This window comes from Kribbella sp. NBC_01245 (assembly GCF_036226525.1).
Lineage (GTDB): Bacteria > Actinomycetota > Actinomycetes > Propionibacteriales > Kribbellaceae > Kribbella.
The window spans coordinates 6,930,269-6,947,981 of record NZ_CP108487.1; the positions used below are offsets into that span (position 1 = coordinate 6,930,269).

The 17,713-nt window shown below is 67.6% G+C and carries 19 protein-coding genes and 1 tRNA gene; 10 read left to right on the forward strand and 10 right to left on the reverse strand.

What is annotated here, in order from left to right; translation table 11 throughout:
- The first annotated feature begins 79 nt into the window (after nt 1–79).
- From OG394_RS31655 to OG394_RS31665, 3 genes are read left to right on the forward strand one after another with little or no spacing between them, the layout of a single operon-like run.
- Nucleotides 80–505 (forward strand): FAS1-like dehydratase domain-containing protein, encoded by a 426-nt coding sequence (locus tag OG394_RS31655; protein ID WP_328990832.1) that lies wholly within the window; start codon nt 80–82, stop codon nt 503–505.
- Entirely contained in the window at nt 502–924 is a 423-nt protein-coding gene (locus tag OG394_RS31660) for a MaoC family dehydratase (protein ID WP_328990833.1), read from the forward strand. The genes OG394_RS31655 and OG394_RS31660 overlap by 4 nt, the downstream gene beginning before the upstream one ends.
- Before the next feature lie 3 nt (nt 925–927).
- A complete protein-coding gene (locus OG394_RS31665; protein ID WP_328990834.1) occupies nt 928–1,959 on the forward strand; it encodes a UDP-N-acetylmuramate dehydrogenase in 1,032 nt (343 codons plus the stop codon).
- Nucleotides 1,960–2,046: 87 nt separating this feature from the next.
- Here OG394_RS31665 and OG394_RS31670 read toward each other — a convergent pair whose 3' ends face one another.
- The 5 genes from OG394_RS31670 to OG394_RS31690 form a co-directional block, all read right to left on the reverse strand.
- Nucleotides 2,047–2,553 carry a hypothetical protein gene (locus OG394_RS31670; RefSeq protein WP_328990835.1) on the reverse strand — a complete coding sequence of 169 codons (507 nt, stop codon included), beginning with the start codon at nt 2,551–2,553 and terminating at the stop codon, nt 2,047–2,049.
- Between the two features lie 379 nt (nt 2,554–2,932).
- A complete protein-coding gene (locus OG394_RS31675) occupies nt 2,933–3,115 on the reverse strand; it encodes a hypothetical protein (RefSeq protein ID WP_328996887.1) in 183 nt (60 codons plus the stop codon).
- Nucleotides 3,116–3,586: 471 nt separating this feature from the next.
- Nucleotides 3,587–4,900: a hypothetical protein gene (locus tag OG394_RS31680; RefSeq protein ID WP_328990836.1), complete on the reverse strand. Its 1,314-nt coding sequence runs from the start codon at nt 4,898–4,900 to the stop codon at nt 3,587–3,589.
- Nucleotides 4,901–5,346: 446 nt separating this feature from the next.
- Nucleotides 5,347–6,402: an adenosine deaminase gene (locus OG394_RS31685; RefSeq protein ID WP_328990837.1), complete on the reverse strand. Its 1,056-nt coding sequence runs from the start codon at nt 6,400–6,402 to the stop codon at nt 5,347–5,349.
- An 88-nt stretch (nt 6,403–6,490) separates the two neighbouring features.
- Nucleotides 6,491–7,684 carry a pyridoxal phosphate-dependent aminotransferase gene (locus OG394_RS31690; protein ID WP_328990838.1) on the reverse strand — a complete coding sequence of 398 codons (1,194 nt, stop codon included), beginning with the start codon at nt 7,682–7,684 and terminating at the stop codon, nt 6,491–6,493.
- A 202-nt stretch (nt 7,685–7,886) separates the two neighbouring features.
- Between OG394_RS31690 and OG394_RS31695 the strand changes: the two genes are divergently transcribed.
- The 5 genes from OG394_RS31695 to rplA all read left to right on the forward strand — a co-directional run bounded on the left by OG394_RS31695 (nt 7,887) and on the right by rplA (nt 10,637).
- A tRNA-Trp gene (locus OG394_RS31695) sits at nt 7,887–7,959 on the forward strand.
- 125 nt (nt 7,960–8,084) lie between these two features.
- Nucleotides 8,085–8,327, forward strand: a complete 243-nt coding sequence (secE, locus tag OG394_RS31700; protein WP_328990839.1) for a preprotein translocase subunit SecE — start codon at nt 8,085–8,087, stop codon at nt 8,325–8,327.
- A gap of 55 nt (nt 8,328–8,382) precedes the next feature.
- On the forward strand, nt 8,383–9,390 hold the full coding sequence (gene nusG / locus OG394_RS31705) for a transcription termination/antitermination protein NusG (protein ID WP_328990840.1): 1,008 nt from the start codon (nt 8,383–8,385) through the stop codon (nt 9,388–9,390).
- 12 nt (nt 9,391–9,402) lie between these two features.
- On the forward strand, nt 9,403–9,834 hold the full coding sequence (gene rplK / locus OG394_RS31710) for a 50S ribosomal protein L11 (RefSeq protein ID WP_328990841.1): 432 nt from the start codon (nt 9,403–9,405) through the stop codon (nt 9,832–9,834).
- Between the two features lie 80 nt (nt 9,835–9,914).
- Nucleotides 9,915–10,637, forward strand: coding sequence for a 50S ribosomal protein L1 (gene rplA, locus OG394_RS31715; RefSeq protein ID WP_328990842.1), 723 nt, complete (start codon nt 9,915–9,917; stop codon nt 10,635–10,637).
- A gap of 171 nt (nt 10,638–10,808) precedes the next feature.
- On the opposite strand, the gene OG394_RS31720 is transcribed toward rplA, so the two are convergent.
- The 3 genes from OG394_RS31720 to OG394_RS31730 all read right to left on the reverse strand — a co-directional run bounded on the left by OG394_RS31720 (nt 10,809) and on the right by OG394_RS31730 (nt 13,613).
- On the reverse strand, nt 10,809–11,858 hold the full coding sequence (locus OG394_RS31720) for a 1-aminocyclopropane-1-carboxylate deaminase (protein WP_328990843.1): 1,050 nt from the start codon (nt 11,856–11,858) through the stop codon (nt 10,809–10,811).
- A gap of 3 nt (nt 11,859–11,861) precedes the next feature.
- Nucleotides 11,862–12,512: a GntR family transcriptional regulator gene (locus OG394_RS31725; protein WP_328990844.1), complete on the reverse strand. Its 651-nt coding sequence runs from the start codon at nt 12,510–12,512 to the stop codon at nt 11,862–11,864.
- Nucleotides 12,513–12,584: 72 nt separating this feature from the next.
- Complete coding sequence (locus OG394_RS31730; protein ID WP_328990845.1) at nt 12,585–13,613, reverse strand: alpha-hydroxy acid oxidase; 1,029 nt, start codon at nt 13,611–13,613, stop codon at nt 12,585–12,587.
- A gap of 71 nt (nt 13,614–13,684) precedes the next feature.
- Here OG394_RS31730 and OG394_RS31735 point away from each other — a divergent pair, with 71 nt between their 5' ends.
- Together OG394_RS31735 and srmL are read left to right on the forward strand one after the other, a co-directional pair.
- Nucleotides 13,685–14,437 (forward strand): class I SAM-dependent methyltransferase, encoded by a 753-nt coding sequence (locus OG394_RS31735; protein ID WP_328990846.1) that lies wholly within the window; start codon nt 13,685–13,687, stop codon nt 14,435–14,437.
- 167 nt (nt 14,438–14,604) lie between these two features.
- Nucleotides 14,605–15,696, forward strand: a complete 1,092-nt coding sequence (gene srmL / locus OG394_RS31740) for a PheS-related mystery ligase SrmL (protein ID WP_328990847.1) — start codon at nt 14,605–14,607, stop codon at nt 15,694–15,696.
- 159 nt (nt 15,697–15,855) lie between these two features.
- Here srmL and OG394_RS31745 read toward each other — a convergent pair whose 3' ends face one another.
- The gene (locus OG394_RS31745; protein WP_328990848.1) at nt 15,856–16,248 is read right to left on the reverse strand and encodes a low affinity iron permease family protein; all 393 of its coding nucleotides are present in this window, start codon (nt 16,246–16,248) and stop codon (nt 15,856–15,858) included.
- Between the two features lie 66 nt (nt 16,249–16,314).
- Complete coding sequence (locus OG394_RS31750) at nt 16,315–17,712, reverse strand: GntP family permease (RefSeq protein WP_328990849.1); 1,398 nt, start codon at nt 17,710–17,712, stop codon at nt 16,315–16,317.
- Between the last annotated feature and the right edge of the window lies 1 nt (nt 17,713).

Sequence of the window (17,713 nt, forward strand, 5' to 3'; positions counted from 1 at the left end):
GGATTCAGGCGGTGTCAGGCGGTGTTAGGCGGCACACGCGCTAAGAGCCATTGGTCAGTCTGCCAGTAGGGTTCATGCCATGACGATCGACGCATCGGCGGTCGGCCGAACCTATCCGGCCCCCGAGTCCTACCTGGTCGGCCGGGAGAAGATCCGCGAGTTCGCCGACGCGATTGGCGACCCCAACCCGGCCTATCGCGGCGACGACGCGATCGCCCCGCCCACCTTCGCCTTCCCGCTCGGCCAGGGCGCCTTCAACCTGATGCTGGCCGACCCCGTACTCGGGTTGGCGTTGCACCGGATCGTGCACGCCGACCAGAAGTTCGCCTACAAGCGGCCGATTCGCGCGGGGGACGAGGTGGCCGCGCTCTGCACGCTCACGGCGTACCGCCAGCTTCGCGGCATGGACGTCGTCACGACCGAGACCGTGCTGACCACCACTGACGGTGAGGAACTCGCGACCACCACCGCGGTCATCTTCCACACGCCGGAGGGCGACGCATGAGCACCCCGCTGACCGAGATCGAGGTCGGTACCGAGTTGCCGCCGTTGACCGTGCAACTGACCCGCGCCTCGCTGGTCCGATACGCCGGCGCCTCGGCCGACTTCAACCCGATCCACTACAGCGACCGGTTCGCCGGCGCGATCGGCCTGCCCGGCGTGGTCGCCCACGGCATGCTGACGATGGCCTCGGCGGCCCGGGTCGTGACCGACTGGCTCGGCGATCCCGGCCGGCTGATCGAGTACGGCGTGCGTTTCACCAAGCCCGTGGTGGTGCCCGATGACGACAAGGGCGCGACCCTGGAGATCAGCGCGAAGGTGGCAGCGATCAACGAGGACGGTACCGCCCGGATCGACATCACCGCGATCGCGGCCGACGAGAAGGTGCTCGGGCAGGCCCGCGCGCTGGTGCGGCTGACCTGACCGATGCAGACCACGAATGACGTACGGCTGGCCGAGCTCACCACCCTTCGGGTCGGAGGTCCGGCCGACCGACTGGTCACCGTCGAGACCGAGGCCGACCTGATCGAGGCGGTCCGCACCGCCGACGCCGCCAAGGAACCGGTGCTACTGCTCTCGGGCGGCAGCAACGTGGTCGTCGGCGACGAGGGATTCCGCGGCACGGTGATCCGGATCGCGACCCGCGGTGTCCGCGAAGACGCCGACGCCTGCTCCGGGGCGACCGTGGCCGTGGCCGCCGGCGAGGACTGGGACGCCTTCGTCCAACGGGCCATCGCCGAAGGCTGGGTCGGACTCGAATCCATGTCGGGCATCCCCGGCCTGGTCGGCTCGACCCCGATCCAGAACGTCGGCGCTTACGGACACGAGGTCGAGAAGTCGATCGCCCGCGTCCGGGTCTGGGACCGCGTCGACAACGCCGTCCGGACCTTCGCGGCGGCGGACTGCGGTTTCGCCTATCGCACCTCCCGTTTCAAAGCCGAGCCCAGCCGGTACGTCGTACTCGAAGTCACCTTCCAACTCCCACTCGGCGATCTCTCGGCTCCGGTGGAGTACGCCGAACTGGCGCGAGTCCTCGGTGTGGAAATCGGCGCGCGGGTTCCGCTGCAGGACGTGCGCGACGCCGTTCTCGGCCTTCGGCGCGGCAAGGGCATGGTGCTGGACAAGTCCGACCACGACACCTGGAGCGCAGGGTCGTTCTTCACCAACCCGATCCTGGCCGAACCGGCAGACGTACCCGCCGGTGCACCGCAATGGCCGATGCCGGACGGACGCGTCAAGACCAGTGCCGCCTGGCTGATCGAACACGCGGGCGTAGGCAAGGGCTACACCGTCGGCCGCGCAGCCGTCTCCACCAAGCACACCCTGGCGATGACCAACCGCGGCGGCGCCACCGCCAAGGAACTCCTCGCCCTGGCCGGCCACGTCCGCGACGAGGTCCACCGCGCCTTCGGCATCACCCTCATCAACGAACCCGTCCTCATCAACTGCACCCTTTGACGTCCGCCGGCCCGCCCAGCCAAGCCAAGCGGTCCCGGCTAAGCCGAGCGGTCGTCGGCTTCCATCTCGGGGATTGACCTCGGCGGGCTATTTCGATTCGTACAGCTTCGCGTCTGGTCCCTTGGCGCGGTGAAGCACGTCGAGAAGTGAGCCTTCGTTGCGCAGTCCGTAGTGTGCGTTCACTTTGGCGGTGCATTTGGCGACGACCTCGGCCGGCGGTACGGGTGGATAGACGACCTTGGCGTCCGTCTCGCTGACGGGATTGCGGGCGACGGCCGGATCCGACGGGCGGCGATCGTCCGATTGGCCGATCGCGGTCGCCGCTGAGGCGGCGTTCGGGTGGTTGTGCGCGTCGAGACACTCGGCGAGGAGTCGCTCGCGACGCTCACCGAATGCCGTGATCTCGTCGACCACCGAGGCGGGGATCTGCTCCAGGGTCTCCGGGTGCAGATACGCGGCCTCAAGCCCGGTCAGGTTGCCGCGCAACGTGAACTCGCCCCTGAGCCTGACGATCTGAATCTCGAAAGGCGCGAGAAGCTCGTTGGCAGCGGTCTCGTCGGGGCTCAGTGCCTCGCTGTTGACGGGAAAAGACATCAGCACCTTCCTCAACGCGGCAGCGACTCGGCGACCCGGAGGCCTCCCGCGGCCGACTTCAGCGGGCCAGCGGTGTGAACGGCAGCAGTTGGCCTGTGGTTGAGCCGGTCGCGGTATGCGAGATCAGCGCACGAGGGCACGCTGCCGATCAGCTACGGGTTGCACGTCGGCGTTGAAACGATCCTAGGTCCGCTTGTGCCACCGGGCCACGGCAGGGAGTGGCCGATCAAGGCCCCACCTCACCTCGATTCCGAACATCAAGGCGACGTTCTTCGTGGTCGGCACCGAGGTGGGGAAACATCGTCATCGCCGTCGTGGCAGTCGTCGTGGTGGGGGCCCGAGGTTGCCGGCCGCCACTGGCCGCCACTGGTGGGTTGGGTTATTGGTGGTTGGTGAATCTGGTGGGGAGGTCTTCAGTTGTCACGCGGAGACCGGCGAAGCGGCGGCGCATCATTTGCTCCCATCTGTCGGCGATGGCGACCGCGCCGACGTGTTCGGCGATGACGTGCTCGCCGAACCAGACCCGCACTCTCCGGCGGGGTTGGCCGATCTCGTCTTCCATCACGTTCACCGATCTCGCACCTCCCGGTCGACTGCGCGGACGATGAAGGCATAGAGAGCGGCCGTCGCGATGAAGGCGGCCAGTAGGACCCACGAATTTCCCATCACCTCGGAACTGCCTTTCCTCAGGGACTACGTCTCGGGACTGTGTCTCGGGACTGTCGGAATGTCACTCAGCGTTGTTCACTGCGCACCGCTCCGGGAGGGCAGATCGGCGGGCAGATCGGGCCATCCAGGGGCAGAAGGGTGCGCTATCAATGCCAGGCTTCTAGGCGGGTGCAGCCACAACTACGAGCGCGGACCACATGGACGTGGTCCAAATGCCGCAGCGTGTCGTACGGGGTGGAGACGGTGCCTGCCCGACCGTGAGCGCGGGACAGCGGGGAAGCGGGACAGCGGGGAAGCGGGACAGCGGGGAAGCGGGACAGCGGGGAAGCGGGACAGCAGGACAGTGGCGAAGTGGGGAAGCGGGTTAGCGGGTTGGGCGGGTGGTGGCGGGGCGGCGGACGAACTCGCGGATGGTTTCGTGCATGGCCCGTGCCTTGGCTTCGCCGAGGTAGCGGGGTGTCCGGGTTTGGGCGGCCACCTCGCTGATGCGCTGGATCAACGGCCGGACGCGGAACTCCGGTGCCGTCGGCAGGACTGCGTCGAGCGCTTCCACCGCGCCGTCGAGTTCGCCCAACTCCAGGCGGGCTTTGACCTGCTGGAGCCGGACCATCCGCTCGGAGCCGTAGTTCCGTTGGGCATGCGCGGCCGCCTCGAACAACCGGACGCTGCGATCCGCGTGCTCCGCGGTCACAGCGGCCTCGCCGAGCCAGAGATGGGCGTCGGACCAGATTGCCTCCGCTCGTTCGGGTGAACACAGCAACGGTCCGCCCAGCTCATTGGTGCCGGCCTCGAACTCCGCGCTCTTGGCCAGCTCGAGCGCCTGCCGGGCCGGACCGAACTGTCCGGCCCGGGCGAGGTCGACCGCGTGTGCCGCCGCCAGGAACGTCTTCGACGAACCACGGGCGAAGCGCAAGCCGTCGGCGGCGAAGACCGCCGCCTTGCCGAAGTCGTCCTGCCAGAAGGCCGCGGTGTGCTGGGCGGCCCGCACCCAGGCGCGCAGGTCGTCATGGTCCGCGCTCTCCGCGCAGGCCCAGGCCGTCCGGGTGTGACTTTCGGCGATATCCGGACGGCCCAGGTCCACCGACATCCACGCCAGCAAGGTGAGGGACCACCCGGCAGCGGCGTACAGATCGCGTGTTTGGGCGGGCTGCTGGCGCCCCGAGAGCAGCTTGAACGCGCGATCGCGGATGCCACGGGTCCGCAGGAACAACGGCTTCGTCGGCACGCGCAGATACGTCTGAGCGACCCGGTGCAGGTCGGCATGCATCTGCTCGACCGTCAGTTCGCCGAGGTTCGACTCCTCGGCCAAGGTCAGCAGCGAGACCGACTCGTCACCGGCGTCGACCAGGTCGTCCTCGAGACCGATGGTCGAGCACGAGGTGAGATCGGGCTCGATCGGCGGTGCCGCACCGGGCGGGATGAAGCCGAGTTCGTTGTCGGAGGCAACCTTCAGCACATGGCGCAGGCCGGCTCGGTAGGGGGCGCCCGGCCAACGGACGGCACCCCGCTCGAGCTTCGCGATGTAGTGGCCGTCCAGCTCGTACTGCGTTTGGGTGGTCTGCCACAACCACTCGCACACGGCGTCCGCCAGCTCCGCACGCGACATGCTCTCCCCGGGCGCGCTCGGCGACCGGGTCCGCTCCCGTGCAGCGCGGAGCAACCCGTTGACCTCAGACATGCGCTGAGAGTACTGGCGTGAACACCCTTAGACAGCAGGGAAAACCCACTCCAGAGCGGTCTGCCCCAGCTTGCCCCGAGCTGCCCCGGGCTGCCCCTTCGCGCACGCATCAACTCCACCCGAACCACGCCGCACCTCCCGTCGTCGACCAAGGTCCGCGGGCCGTTCTGACCCACGCAAAGAGAAGATGCCGTCGGCCACGATCGCGTGCACGATGAGTTTGAGATCTGTGGAAAACCGGCTGCTCTAGGTGACGTGCTGGCTGGTGGGGTGTGCCTTCGGAGTGGGCGATGTGCCGGACTCCTCGACGATTCGCCTCGTTTCGTTGCCCGTTGGGCTGATACCAGTGCCGTCAGATGACGAGAAGGAACCGTTCAGATGCGGGCAACCAAACAAGGCGAATCGACGAGAAGTCAGTACGCAGGCGTCTGCCCGAAGCCCGGGGGTTAGGGCGTGGGGAGGGGGGTGGTGGTGGGGTGGGGGGCGGTTACGCCTAGCCAGGTGTTGATTTCGGTGAGGAGGTTGTGTTGGACGTCTGGTGGCGCGGTTGAGGCTAGGACGGACGAGCGGGCCAGGTCGGCCAGTTCGGCGTCGGTGAAGCCGTGCACCGAGCGGGCCGTCTCGTACTGCTCGGCCAACCTCGATCCAAAGAGCAAGGGGTCGTCCGCGCCAAGGGCGATTCGCGCGCCCGCTTCGTACAGCTGCCGCAACGGCACTTCCTCGGCCGAGCGATACACCCCGAGCGAGACGTTCGACGCCGGGCAGACTTCCAGTGCCACCTCGGCGTCGACGAGACGAGCCAGCAGGTCCGGGTCTTCGGCAGCGCGCACGCCATGGCCGATCCGCTGGGCGCCGAGCTCGTCCAGACACGTCCGGACGGTGGCCGGCCCGCAGAGCTCACCACCATGCGGAGCGGCGAGCAGACCCGCATTGCGCGCGATTCGGAAGGCGGGGGCGAACTCCGACGTCGTACCGCGTCGCTCGTCGTTCGAGAGGCCGAAACCGACGACGCCGCGGCCGACGTACTGGCTGGCGAGTCGCGCGAGGATGCGGGCGTCGAGCGGATGGCGGGTACGGTTCGCGGCGATCACGACCTGGACGGAGATACCCGTCGAGGCGCTCGCGTCGCGGGCCGCGTCGAGCACCAGGTCGGTGAACTCGGTGATGTTGTGGAACCGGTTCGCGTAGCCCGACGGATCGACCTGGATCTCGAGCCAGCGGGAGCCGTCGGCCCGGTCATCCTCGGCGGCCTCGCGGACCAAGCGCCGTACGTCGTCCTCGGTCCGGAGCACCGACCGCGCGATGTCGTACAGCCGCTGGAACCGGAACCAGCCGCGCTCGTCGGCGGCGGACAGCAACGGCGGCCACTCGGTGCGCAGCGCGTCCGGCAGCCGCACCCCGTGCTTGTCCGCCAGCTCGACGAGGGTGAGGTGCCGCATCGAGCCGGAGAAGTGCAGGTGCAGGTGGGTCTTCGGCAACAGCCGCAGGTCCCGTTGCGTCATTACAGAAGGTTACCGACCGAGTGCCCGGAACGGAAAACCGGTGGTCACGGCAGGAAAGGCCCCGCCGTGACCACCGGTAAAGAAGCTGTCAGGCGAGCAGCTTGGCGATCCGGTTGACGCCCTCGGCCAGGTCCTCGTCACCCAAGGCGTACGACAACCGGAGGTAACCCGGCGCACCGAAGGCCTCGCCCGGCACGACCGCGACCTCGGCCTCTTCCAGGATGATCTCGGCCAGCTCGGTCGAGGTGGTCGCGGTGCGGCCGTTGATGTCGCGGCCGAACACGCCCTTGACCGACGGGTACGCGTAGAAGGCGCCGGTCGGCGTCGGGCACTCGACCCCGGGGATCTCGTTCAGCAGCTGGACCATCGTCTTGCGGCGACGGTCGAACGCGACCTTCATCTCCTCGACGGCCGTCAGGTCACCGGTCAGCGCGGCGATCGCGGCCCGCTGGGCGATGTTGCAGACGTTCGAGGTCTGGTGCGACTGCAGGTTGGTCGCGGCCTTGATGACGTCCTTCGGGCCGACCATCCAGCCCACTCGCCAGCCGGTCATCGCGTACGTCTTGGCGACGCCGTTCAGCACCACGGTCCGGTCCGCCAGCTCGGGCACGGCGACTGGGATCGACGTGGACTTGGTGTCGCCGTACGTCAGGTGCTCGTAGATCTCGTCGGTGACGACCCAGAGGTCGTGCTCGAGGGCCCACTCGCCGATCGCCTTGACCGCCTCCGGGCTGTCGACGGCGCCGGTCGGGTTCGACGGGGAGCAGAACAGCAGCGCCTTCGTCTTCTCGGTCCGGGCGGCCTCGAGCTGCTCGACGGTGACCAGGTAGTTCTGGGTCTCGTCGGCCAGCACCTCGACCGGAACGCCGCCGGCCAGGCGGATCGCCTCCGGGTAGGTCGTCCAGAACGGAGCGGGCAGCAGCACCTCGTCGCCCGGGTCGAGCAGCGTCGCGAACGTGTTGTAGACCGCGTGCTTGCCGCCGTTGGTCACCAGGACCTGCGCGGGCTCGATCTCGTAACCGGAATCCCGCTTGGTCTTGTCCGCGATCGCCTGCTTGAGCTCGGGCAGACCACCGGCGGGGCTGTAGCGGTGGTTCTTCGGATCGCGAGCCGCCTCGACCGCCGCCTCGACGATGTAGCCGGGGGTCGGGAAGTCGGGCTCGCCGGCGCCGAAGCCGATCACGGGCCGGCCGGCGGCCTTGAGCGCCTTCGCCTTGGCGTCGACGGCGAGAGTCGCGGATTCACTGATTGCACCGATGCGTTCGGAGATGCGGGAGACCATGGGGCTATCCTGGCACCCTTGTGTGAGCCGTGACATACCGGTCTCGTTAGGTAGTCCCAGCTGTCACACCAGGAACCGGCGCGAGTGAGGCCGGGGCGAAGAGGCCCAGTTCGACCCGGGCACCTTTCACCCCGTACACTCGTTCCCCGGGCGTAGGAGGCCCTGATCCGGCATGCCCGAGATCAGATCCGACTGCACCCGTAGGGCAGTAGCTCAACTGGCAGAGCATCGGTCTCCAAAACCGAAGGTTGGGGGTTCAAGTCCCTCCTGCCCTGCAGAACACCTGGCCGGCCCGAGCGGCCGGCCAGGTGCCTTAGCAGGGCCCGTACCGCAGCGCACGTGAGGCTGTTCGCGGAACAAAGACAGGTTGTATTCGGTTCGCACAGGAAGAAGGTTGGTCGTGACGGAGACCCGCACCCCGGCAACGTCCGGCGCCGGCCGCCCGGCCGAGGGCGGCTCGGGCAACCGACTGCTGCGCTTCTACCGGCAGGTCGTGGCCGAGCTCCGCAAGGTGGTCTGGCCGACCCGTAAGCAGCTGTCCACGTACTTCGTGGTCGTTCTGACCTTCGTGGTGTTCGTCATCGCGATCGTGTCAGTGCTCGACCTCGCGTTCGGCTGGGCGATGTTCAAGGTCTTCGGCTGACCTTCGATCGCCCCGTGGTACCCCTCAGCACCGCATAAGAGATTTTGGAGACAACGTGTCAGACCAGCGCGACGACGATGACCTCGACCTCGAGGACGATGTCGACGTAACCGCTGACGCGGACGAAGAGATCGATCTCGACGACTTCGACTTCGGCATCGAGGAAGCGGGCACCGAGGACGAGCTGTTCGAGGTGGACTCCGATTCCGACGACCCGTTCGAGTCCGCGAAGCCGGCGACGGTTGCCGCGGCCGACGAGGACGAGGACGACGAGGCCACCGCGCCCGTCACCGCGACCGCCGACGATGAGGACGAGGTGACCGCCGAGGCGGACCTAGAGCCCGTCACCGCGGCGGCCGACGACGAAGTGGCCGACGATGACGCGGCCGACGAGGACGAGGCTGAGACCGAAGAGGCCGACGAGGAAGAGATCGTCGAGCCCGGTGACCCGCTGGAGGAGTTCCGCAGCGCGCTGCGGTCCAAGTTCGGCGACTGGTACGTCGTGCACACCTACTCCGGTATGGAGAACAGGGTCAAGGCGAACCTGGAGAACCGGATCACCTCCCTCAACATGGAGGACTTCATCTTCGAGATCGTCGTGCCGACCGAAGAGGTCGCCGAGATCAAGAACGGCCAGCGCCGGATGGTGAAGCGGACCGTGCTGCCTGGCTACGTGCTGGTCCGGATGGACCTGACCGATGAGTCCTGGTCGACCGTCCGGCACACCCCGTCGGTGACCGGCTTCGTCGGGCACAGCCAGAAGCCCGTACCGCTCAGCCTCGAAGAGGTCGAGAAGATGCTTGCCCCGGCTGTGGTCGCAGCGGCCGAGGCAGAGGCCGCCGAAACCGGCGGTACCACCACGAAAGCCCCGGCCAAGAAGAAGGTCGAGGTCGCCGATTTCGGGGTGGGCGACTCGGTCATGGTCGTGGACGGGCCGTTCGCGACCCTGCACGCCACCATTACCGAGATCAACCCCGACGCCCAGCGGATCAAGGCGTTGGTGGAGATCTTCGGCCGGGAGACCCCGGTCGAGCTCAGCTTCAGCCAGATCCAGAAAGTCTAAGGACCCGAGAAGATGCCTCCCAAGAAGAAGATCGCTGCCCTCGTCAAGGTGCAGCTCCAGGCCGGTGCCGCCACGCCGGCGCCGCCGGTCGGTACCGCGCTCGGTCCGCACGGCGTCAACATCATGGAATTCTGCAAGGCGTACAACGCCCAGACGGAATCCATGCGTGGCAACGTCGTGCCGGTCGAGATCACGATCTACGAAGACCGCTCCTTCACCTTCGTCACGAAGACGCCCCCGGCGCCCGAGATGATCAAGAAGGCCGCGGGCGTGCAGAAGGGCTCGGCCGTCCCGCAGAAGGACAAGGTCGGCAAGATCACCAAGGCCCAGGTGCGCGAGATCGCCGAGACCAAGATGCCGGACCTGAACGCCCGTGACATCGACGCGGCGATGCTGATCATCGAGGGCACTGCGCGCTCGATGGGCGTCACCGTCGAAAGCTGACTTCGGTCAGTTCGCACCACCAGTTGTAGTGGCAGGGCGATAGCGCCGCCCGATGACCACATCCCAGGAGAGGAACAAACATGACTCAGCGCAGCAAGAGCTACCGCGCGGTTGCCGAGAAGATCGACGCCGACAAGCTTCACACGCCCCTCGAGGCGATCAAGCTGGCGAAGGACGCCGCCGGTTCGAAGAAGTTCAACTCGACCATCGACGTCGCCATGCGCCTCGGTGTCGACCCCCGCAAGGCGGACCAGATGGTGCGCGGCACCGTCAACCTTCCGCACGGTACCGGCAAGACGGCACGGGTCCTCGTCTTCGCCACCGGTGAGAAGGCTGAGGCCGCACTGGCCGCCGGCGCCGACTTCGTCGGTTCGGACGACATGCTGGAGAAGGTCAACGGTGGCTGGCTCGACTTCGACGCCGTCGTCGCCACCCCCGACCTGATGGGCAAGGTCGGCCGGCTGGGCCGCGTGCTCGGCCCGCGTGGTCTGATGCCGAACCCGAAGACCGGCACCGTCACCCCCGATGTCGCGAAGGCTGTCAACGACATCAAGGGCGGCAAGATCGAGTTCCGCGTCGACCGGCACGCGAACCTGCACTTCATCATCGGCAAGGCCAGCTTCACCGAGGCCCAGCTGGTGGAGAACTACGGCGCCGCGCTCGAGGAGATCCTGCGACTCAAGCCGTCCAGCTCCAAGGGCCGCTACATCCGGAAGACCGTCGTGTCGACCACGATGGGCCCCGGTATCCCGGTTGACCCCAACCGCACCCGCAACCTGATGGACGACCCGGCCGAGGCCTGATCTCCAGCTCGTTCAAACGAAAGCCCCCGGTCGGCGGACCGGGGGCTTTCGCGTTTCCGCGTCCCCATCGCTAGGACACATCCACGCGGTAGATGTGCCCACCTCTTCCACGATACGACTCGAGCCGCGGAACACCAGGGGCCTTCGGGAACCTAAACGAGACGTTCACATTCACCCGACCGGCAGGCGCAGTGGCTGGGTGTGGGTGAAGAGCCCGCTATAGGCGTTCAGGGCCGGTTGGCCGCCGAGGTGGGCGTAGAGAACCGTGGCGTCCTTGGGGATCTGGCCGGTGGTGACGAGATCGATCAGACCGGCCATCGACTTGCCCTCGTAGACGGGATCGATGACGACGCCTTCGAGCTGGCCGGTGAGCCGGATCGCGTCGAGCGTCGACTGCACCGGTACGCCGTACAGGTCGCCGGCCCACTCGGGCAGGATCGTGATCTCGTCGTCGCGCAGCGGCCGGCCGACGCCAATGAGTTCGGCCGTCGCGGTCGCGATCCGGGTGACCTGGTCGCGGGTCTCCTTGATCTTCGCGCTGGCGTCGATGCCGATCACCCGACGCGGCCTGCCGCCGGCCTGCTCGAGCGCGGCGAACCCGGCGATCATGCCGGCCTGAGTCGAGCCGGTGACCGCGCAGACCACGATGGTGTCGAAGAAGACCCCGAGCTCGCGCTCCTGCTGCTCGACCTCGTACGCCCAGTTCGCGAAGCCGAGGCCGCCCAGCCGGTGGTCGGAGGCTCCCGCCGGGATCGCGTACGGCGTACCGCCGCGTTGTTTCACGTCCTCGATCGCGCGGGCCCACGAGTCCTTGAACCCGATGCCGAAGCCGGCCGGGTCGATCCGGACCTCGGCGCCCATGATCCGGCTCAGCAGGATGTTGCCGACCCGGTCGTTCACGCAGTCCGGCCAATCGACCCAGTTCTCCTGCACCAGAACGGCTTTCAGGCCGACCGACGCGGCGACGGCGGCGACCTGGCGGGTGTGGTTCGACTGGTATCCGCCGATCGACACCAACGTGTCGGCGCCTTGCGCGAGCGCGTCCGGGACGAGGTACTCGAGCTTGCGGGTCTTGTTGCCGCCGTACGCCAGTCCTGAGTTGCAGTCCTCCCGCTTGGCCCAGATCGACGCACCACCGAGGTGGGCAGTCAGTCGCGGCAGCGGATGGACCGGGCTCGGCCCGAAGGTCAGCTGGTGGCGGGGGAAGTCGGAAATGCTCATGATTCACTCCTCTGTGGCAGGCAGGGTGTGCCAGGTGTCGAAGGCGACCGCTGCGGCCCGCTCCACGTCGCCGGCGGCGCAGAGTTGGATCAGGTCGTCATGCCGGGCGACGGACGCCCGTCCGCCCAGCGATGAGAAGCGCAGCCGCTCGGCCCGTCGCACTACCGGCGTGAACTGGTCGAGGACTGCGATCAGGGCACGGTTCGAGGCGACCTTCACCGGGATGCCGTGCAGTTCGTCGTCGGCGCGCAGGGCCGCCTCGACGTCGCCCTTCTCGATCGCCGCGCGGAACCGGTCGTTGGCTTCGCGCATCGCGTCGAGGTCGGTTTCGGTGAGGCTGCCCACGGCCTCACGGATGGCGAGCTCGTGCATCGCCCCTACTACGTCGCGGGCTTCGGAGACGGCGCGCAGGTTCATCGAGCTCACGGTGGTGGAGCGTCCCGGCTGGGCCACGACCAATCCTGCCTCGGCGAGGCGCAGTAGTGCCTCGCGGACCGGAGTCCGGCTGACTCCGAGCCAGGTCGCGAGGTCCACGTCGCGCAACTGCTCGCCGGGCTCGAAGGTGCCGTCGACGATCGCCTCGCGCAGGCGGTGGTAGACGTCGTCACGAAGCAGGCGTCGATCGATCGCAGGCGTGTTCTGCGGGATGGGCATGTCAGTAATATATTGCATATTTCGATCGCCGAACAGCCCCAACTTCCGCTGAGGCGCGTGGCCTAGCCGGCTTTAGGCCAGTACGTCGGGAGTGAGCGTGGCGGGGGATGGGCGGCCGACCAGGCGGAGGGCGTGAGCCAGTTCGTCGGCCAGGTCGGTGAGGAGGCGGGTGACGCCGGGCGCGCCTTCGACCGAGAGCGCCCACAAGGCCGGACGTCCGACCAGGACCGCGCGAGCGCCCATCGCCAGTGCCGCGAGGACGTGCTCGCCGCGGCGAAGGCCTCCGTCGACGTACACCTCGGTGGTTGTGCCCGCGAGGGCCTCGCACACTTCGGGTAGGGCGCGGGCGGTCGGGATGGCGCCGTCGAGTTGGCGGCCGCCGTGGTTCGAGACGATCACTCCGGCCGCACCGGCTTCGGCGCATCGGGTGGCGTCGTCGCCGCGGAGCACGCCCTTGACGAGGACGGGGAGGCCGGTGCGTTCGGCCAGCCAGCCGATGATGTCGGGGCCGAGGTCGTCGGCTTTGGCCAGGTCGTCATCGCTGTACTTGTCCTCATCGAGATTGGCCAGCAGGTGGCCCGGCTGGATCACCTCCCAGACGGTCGGCCCGTCGTCCTCCTTGCGGCCGACCACGGGCGTGTCGGCGGTGAGTACGACGGCCCGGGCACCCGCGGTTACGGCGGCGTCGAGCATCTCGATGGTGGCCGAGCGGTTCCGGGCGACGTAGATCTGCAACCACCAGGGCGTTCCGGTCGCACCGATCTCGGCGAACGTGGTCCCGGCATTACTCGACACGACCGTCAGCGAGCCCGCCGCACCAGCTCCGGCCGCCATCGCCGCCTCGCCACCGGGATCGGCCTGGCGCTGCAGGGTTGTCGGCGCCACCAGCACGGGTACGTCGACCGGGGTGCCCGCGACCGTCGTACCCAGGTCGATCCGCGACACGTCGGTCAGCACCTGTGGCCGGAACCGGACAGCGTTCCAGGCGTCCACCGCTTCCGCCACGCTGATGCCGCCGGCCGAACCTTGCCGGAAATACCGATGCACCGGCTCGGGAAGTCGCCCGGCCGCCAGTTCCTCGAGTCCGTCGATCCATCGCATAGCCGGGATCCTGCCATCGTCGACGGTTTAATGGCTCGCTCGTCGACAGCGCCGTACGCCAGAGTGGCCGAATGGACCCAGACGTGAAGCAGAACCGCCAGGCCTGGGAGAAGGCGTCGCAGAAGTACGTCCACGAACATGACGAGCTCCTGGCCGAGGCCCGTGAGAGCGACTCGCTGTTGTTCGACCGCGAGCTCGAGCTATTGCGCCCGCTACTGGACGCGTCGCCAGAGGTTGTCCATCTCCAGAGCGGGAACGGCCTCGACGGCCTTGCGCTGGTCGCTGAAGGAGCCCGTTCCGTCGTCGGCGTCGACTACAGCGAAGTGGCGGCCAAGTCGGCGCAGCGTCGTTCGGACGAGTTGGGTACGGCCTGCCGCTACCTGGTCGCCGAGGTGCCGGGCGTGCCGTTGCGCGAGAACTGCGCGGATCTCGTCTACACGGGCAAGGGCGCGTTGATCTGGATGCGGGACCTATCCGCCTGGGCAAGGGATGTCGCGCGGTTGCTTCGTCCCGGCGGGCACCTGTTCGTCTACGAGGCGCATCCGATGGTGCCGTTGTGGACCTGGGACGAGGACAAGCCGCGTATCCGGCCCGATCGCGGCTACTTCGACCGGACGCATATCAACGACACGTACCCGGCGAACGGCGCGCGCGAGTGGCAGTGGACCCTCGGCGAGATCGTCACCACGATCGCCGCCGCAGGTCTCGAGGTGCTGGTCCTGGAGGAGTACGCCGAGCCGTTCTGGCGAGCCGGCGGCATCTCGGCGAAAGTGTGGGACGGCCAATTACCGAATGCCTTCGCCCTCGTGGCCCGGCTAAAGTAGTGGCGTGAGTATTCGTGGGCGGCGATTTCGTGGCCCCGGCCGGCACAGTGGTGCCGTCGGGGTTGGCCGTTCACGTGCGCTGAGATAGCGCCGGGTCTTCCCGAGGTGACCGCGGCCGGTCGGGGTGTGAACTCCACCGATTCGCCTTCACACCTTGGAGAACTCCCATGCTCATTCGCGATCTCGCCGACCCCGCGCAGGGTCCGCACGCCATCCAGCTCGTCGCCGATTCACTCCGTACGACGCTCGCCGAGAGCTGGCCTACCGCCGAGGTGCGGGTCCGCCGGGATCACCCGGTGGTTCCGCTCGCGGACAACTACGACAACCTCGGCTATGCCCCGGACGCGATCACCCGGGACGCCCGCTACACCCGGTACGTCGGTCCAGACGAGGTCTTGCGCAGTCACAGCTCGGCGATGATCCCGCCCGCGCTGCGCGAACTCGCGTCCACCCCGCATGCGCCTGACGACGTACTGCTTGTCTGCGCGGGGATTTGCTATCGGCGCGACAGCGTCGACTGGCAGCACACCGGTACGCCGCATCAGCTCGACCTTTGGCGCATCACCCGTACGGCGGCGTGCGCGGAAGCCGACTTGGAGGAGATGATCGCGCGCGTTGTCGCGGCGGCACTGCCCGGGGCCGATTGTCGTACCGTGCCGGCCGTCCATCCGTACACCACCAAAGGCCGGCAGATCGACGTCCACTGGCAAGGTCAATGGATCGAGATCGGCGAATGCGGTCTGGCCTCGGCGGCGGTGTTGCGCCGAGCAGGTCTCACCGCGGAGTGGACCGGGCTCGCGATGGGGCTCGGCCTCGACCGGCTGGTGATGCTGCGCAAGGGCATCACGGACATCCGGTTGTTGCGTTCCGAGGATCCACGCGTCGCGGAGCAGCTGCTGGACCTCGCGCCGTACCGCCCGGTGTCGGCGATGCCCGCCGTACGACGCGACCTGTCCGTGGTGATCGGGCCGGACGTCGACGGGTCCGACGAGGTCATCGGCGACCGCGTCCGCCACGCCCTCGGCGATGACGCCGACGCCGTCGAATCGGTCGAGGTCCTCGGCGAAACGCCGTACGACGCCTTACCGCCGTCTGCCCGATCCAGGCTGGCGCTGGCGCCGGGCCAACGGAACCTGCTGGTCAGACTGGTCCTACGTCCGCTCGACCGAACCCTCACCGACGCGCAAGCCAACAACCTCCGCGACCGCGTCTACGCCGACCTACACGAGGGCCCCATCGCCGAATGGACCAGCCGGTAGGCGACTACGTAGGCGCCGACCGCGAGCGGGAGCTCTAGCGCCAGGGCCATCGCGAACGCCAGGGTCTGGTCGGGCCCTGGTGCTTCGGTGGTCACGTCGAACCAGGCATCCGCGAGCAACAAGGTGCCAACGGCAAGGGTCGTGAGAATGGCGCGCGGGTCAGTGGCGTTCTTCGAGGCCGATGGACTCGCGGAGTTTGGTGGCTGACAGTTGGAGTTCGGGGTCGGTGGACGCCTGGGAGTCCATCAGATCGGCGAGCGCTTCGGCGATGACGTTCAGCTTTTCCTGCGCAGCCTCTTCTGCTCGCCGGCCGGCGTTCTCCAGCAGCACCACCAGCAACAGCGTGAAGATGCTCGCCACCGTGTGGATCGCCACCTGCCAGCTCTTCAAGTCATGCCACAACGGCAGGCTGATCAGCCAGACCACCACCACACCCGCACAGACCGTGAAGAACGGTGCCTGACTCACGCGCAGATAGACAGTCTCGACGGACCGGTCGAACCAAGACCGCCGATCTCCTTGCACCCGCGACTTTGCTGCCTCATTAGCCATCCTTCGAACCTACGCCCGGACGCCCCAGGATGACCCGCGCTCAAGCGGGTCATCCTGAGTCGGGGGTTAGAAGACGGCCCAGAGGAGGGCGGTGGTGGCGAAGCCGGTGAGGGAGAGGATGGTTTCCAGAACGGTCCAGGTTTGCAGGGTTTGTTTGACCGTCATGTTGAAGTACTTCGCGACGATCCAGAAGCCGCCGTCGTTGACGTGGCTGAGGATGATCGAGCCGGCGCAGATGGCGATGGCGATGAGGGCCAGCTGGATCTGGGAGTAGCCTGCCTCGGCGACGAGCGGTCCGACGATGCCGCCGGTGGTGACGATGGCGACCGTGGCCGAGCCTTGGGCGATTCGCAGACCGCACGAGATGACGTACGCCAGCAGCAGTACGGGTAGACCCGCACTAGACAGGCTCTTGGCCAGCGCGGCGCCCACCCCGGTCGCCGAGATGACCGCGCCGAAGAACGCACCGGCGCCGACCACCAACAAGATCATGCCCACCGGCTTCAGCGAGTCGCTGCTCAGTTCGCTGAACTCGGTGTTCGTCATACCGCGCCGCTTGCCGAGCAGCCAGTACGCCAGCAGTACGGCGATCAGCAGCGCCACCGCCGGGTTACCGATGAACGTCAGCACGCTGAGCAAGTCCCGCTGCGGGTCGAGCAGCAGCGTGCCGAAGGTCGCCCCGAGGATCAGGATCAGCGGCAGCACGATGACGGCCAGTACGGTCGACAACCGAGGCGGCTGCTTGATCTCGCCCTCTGCCGGCTCCGCGACCAGGAACTCGTCCGGTACGGAGACAGGGACGCGTGGTGCGATGTAGAGCGGCCAGAGGACGCCCGCAACGGCGAACGCCGGTAGACCGCAGGCCAGGCCGATGATGATCAGCCAGCCCATATCGACGTGCATGAGTCCTGCCACTGCCGTCGGACCCGGGTGTGGCGGCAGGAACGCGTGGGTCATCGAGAGACCCGCTAGGACCGGTAGGGCGTACAGCACCAGCGACTTCCCGCCACGCTTCGCCGCGACGTACACCAGCGGTGCCAGCACGAAGATGCCGATGTCGAAGAAGACCGGGATACCGAAGATCAGGCCGACCAGGCCCATCGCGATCGGCGTACCCTTCGGGCCGAAGATGCGCAGCAGTTTCTGGCTGAGTACGTCGGCGCCACCGGAGCGTTCGAGCAGCGCGCCGAGCACGGTACCGAGGCCGATGATGACCGCGATATGGCCGAGGATGCCGCCGAAACCCTTCTCCAGCACGGAATCGCTGGCCTTCAGGGCGGTGCCGACGATGACCCGGACGTTCAGGCCGGCCGCCAGCGCGAGGAACAGGCCGGTCGCGAGCAGCGAGATGAACGGCTCGAGTTTGACCTTGATGATCAGGAACAACAGCAGGCCGATGGCCACCAGACACAGCAGTAACAGGCCTGCCGTGTCATGGTGCAGCCAATCGATGACTTCATTCATG

Coding starts and splice junctions, on each gene's coding strand:
- OG394_RS31655 (WP_328990832.1), top strand. CDS start 80: ATGACGATCGACGCATCGGCGGTCGGCCGAACCTATCCGGCCCCCGAG.
- OG394_RS31660 (WP_328990833.1), top strand. CDS start 502: ATGAGCACCCCGCTGACCGAGATCGAGGTCGGTACCGAGTTGCCGCCG.
- OG394_RS31665 (WP_328990834.1), top strand. CDS start 928: ATGCAGACCACGAATGACGTACGGCTGGCCGAGCTCACCACCCTTCGG.
- OG394_RS31670 (WP_328990835.1), bottom strand. CDS start 2,553: ATGTCTTTTCCCGTCAACAGCGAGGCACTGAGCCCCGACGAGACCGCT.
- OG394_RS31675 (WP_328996887.1), bottom strand. CDS start 3,115: ATGGAAGACGAGATCGGCCAACCCCGCCGGAGAGTGCGGGTCTGGTTC.
- OG394_RS31680 (WP_328990836.1), bottom strand. CDS start 4,900: ATGTCTGAGGTCAACGGGTTGCTCCGCGCTGCACGGGAGCGGACCCGG.
- OG394_RS31685 (WP_328990837.1), bottom strand. CDS start 6,402: ATGACGCAACGGGACCTGCGGCTGTTGCCGAAGACCCACCTGCACCTG.
- OG394_RS31690 (WP_328990838.1), bottom strand. CDS start 7,684: ATGGTCTCCCGCATCTCCGAACGCATCGGTGCAATCAGTGAATCCGCG.
- rplK (WP_328990841.1), top strand. CDS start 9,403: ATGCCTCCCAAGAAGAAGATCGCTGCCCTCGTCAAGGTGCAGCTCCAG.
- rplA (WP_328990842.1), top strand. CDS start 9,915: ATGACTCAGCGCAGCAAGAGCTACCGCGCGGTTGCCGAGAAGATCGAC.
- OG394_RS31720 (WP_328990843.1), bottom strand. CDS start 11,858: ATGAGCATTTCCGACTTCCCCCGCCACCAGCTGACCTTCGGGCCGAGC.
- OG394_RS31725 (WP_328990844.1), bottom strand. CDS start 12,512: ATGCCCATCCCGCAGAACACGCCTGCGATCGATCGACGCCTGCTTCGT.
- OG394_RS31730 (WP_328990845.1), bottom strand. CDS start 13,613: ATGCGATGGATCGACGGACTCGAGGAACTGGCGGCCGGGCGACTTCCC.
- OG394_RS31735 (WP_328990846.1), top strand. CDS start 13,685: ATGGACCCAGACGTGAAGCAGAACCGCCAGGCCTGGGAGAAGGCGTCG.
- srmL (WP_328990847.1), top strand. CDS start 14,605: ATGCTCATTCGCGATCTCGCCGACCCCGCGCAGGGTCCGCACGCCATC.
- OG394_RS31745 (WP_328990848.1), bottom strand. CDS start 16,248: ATGGCTAATGAGGCAGCAAAGTCGCGGGTGCAAGGAGATCGGCGGTCT.
- OG394_RS31750 (WP_328990849.1), bottom strand. CDS start 17,712: ATGAATGAAGTCATCGATTGGCTGCACCATGACACGGCAGGCCTGTTA.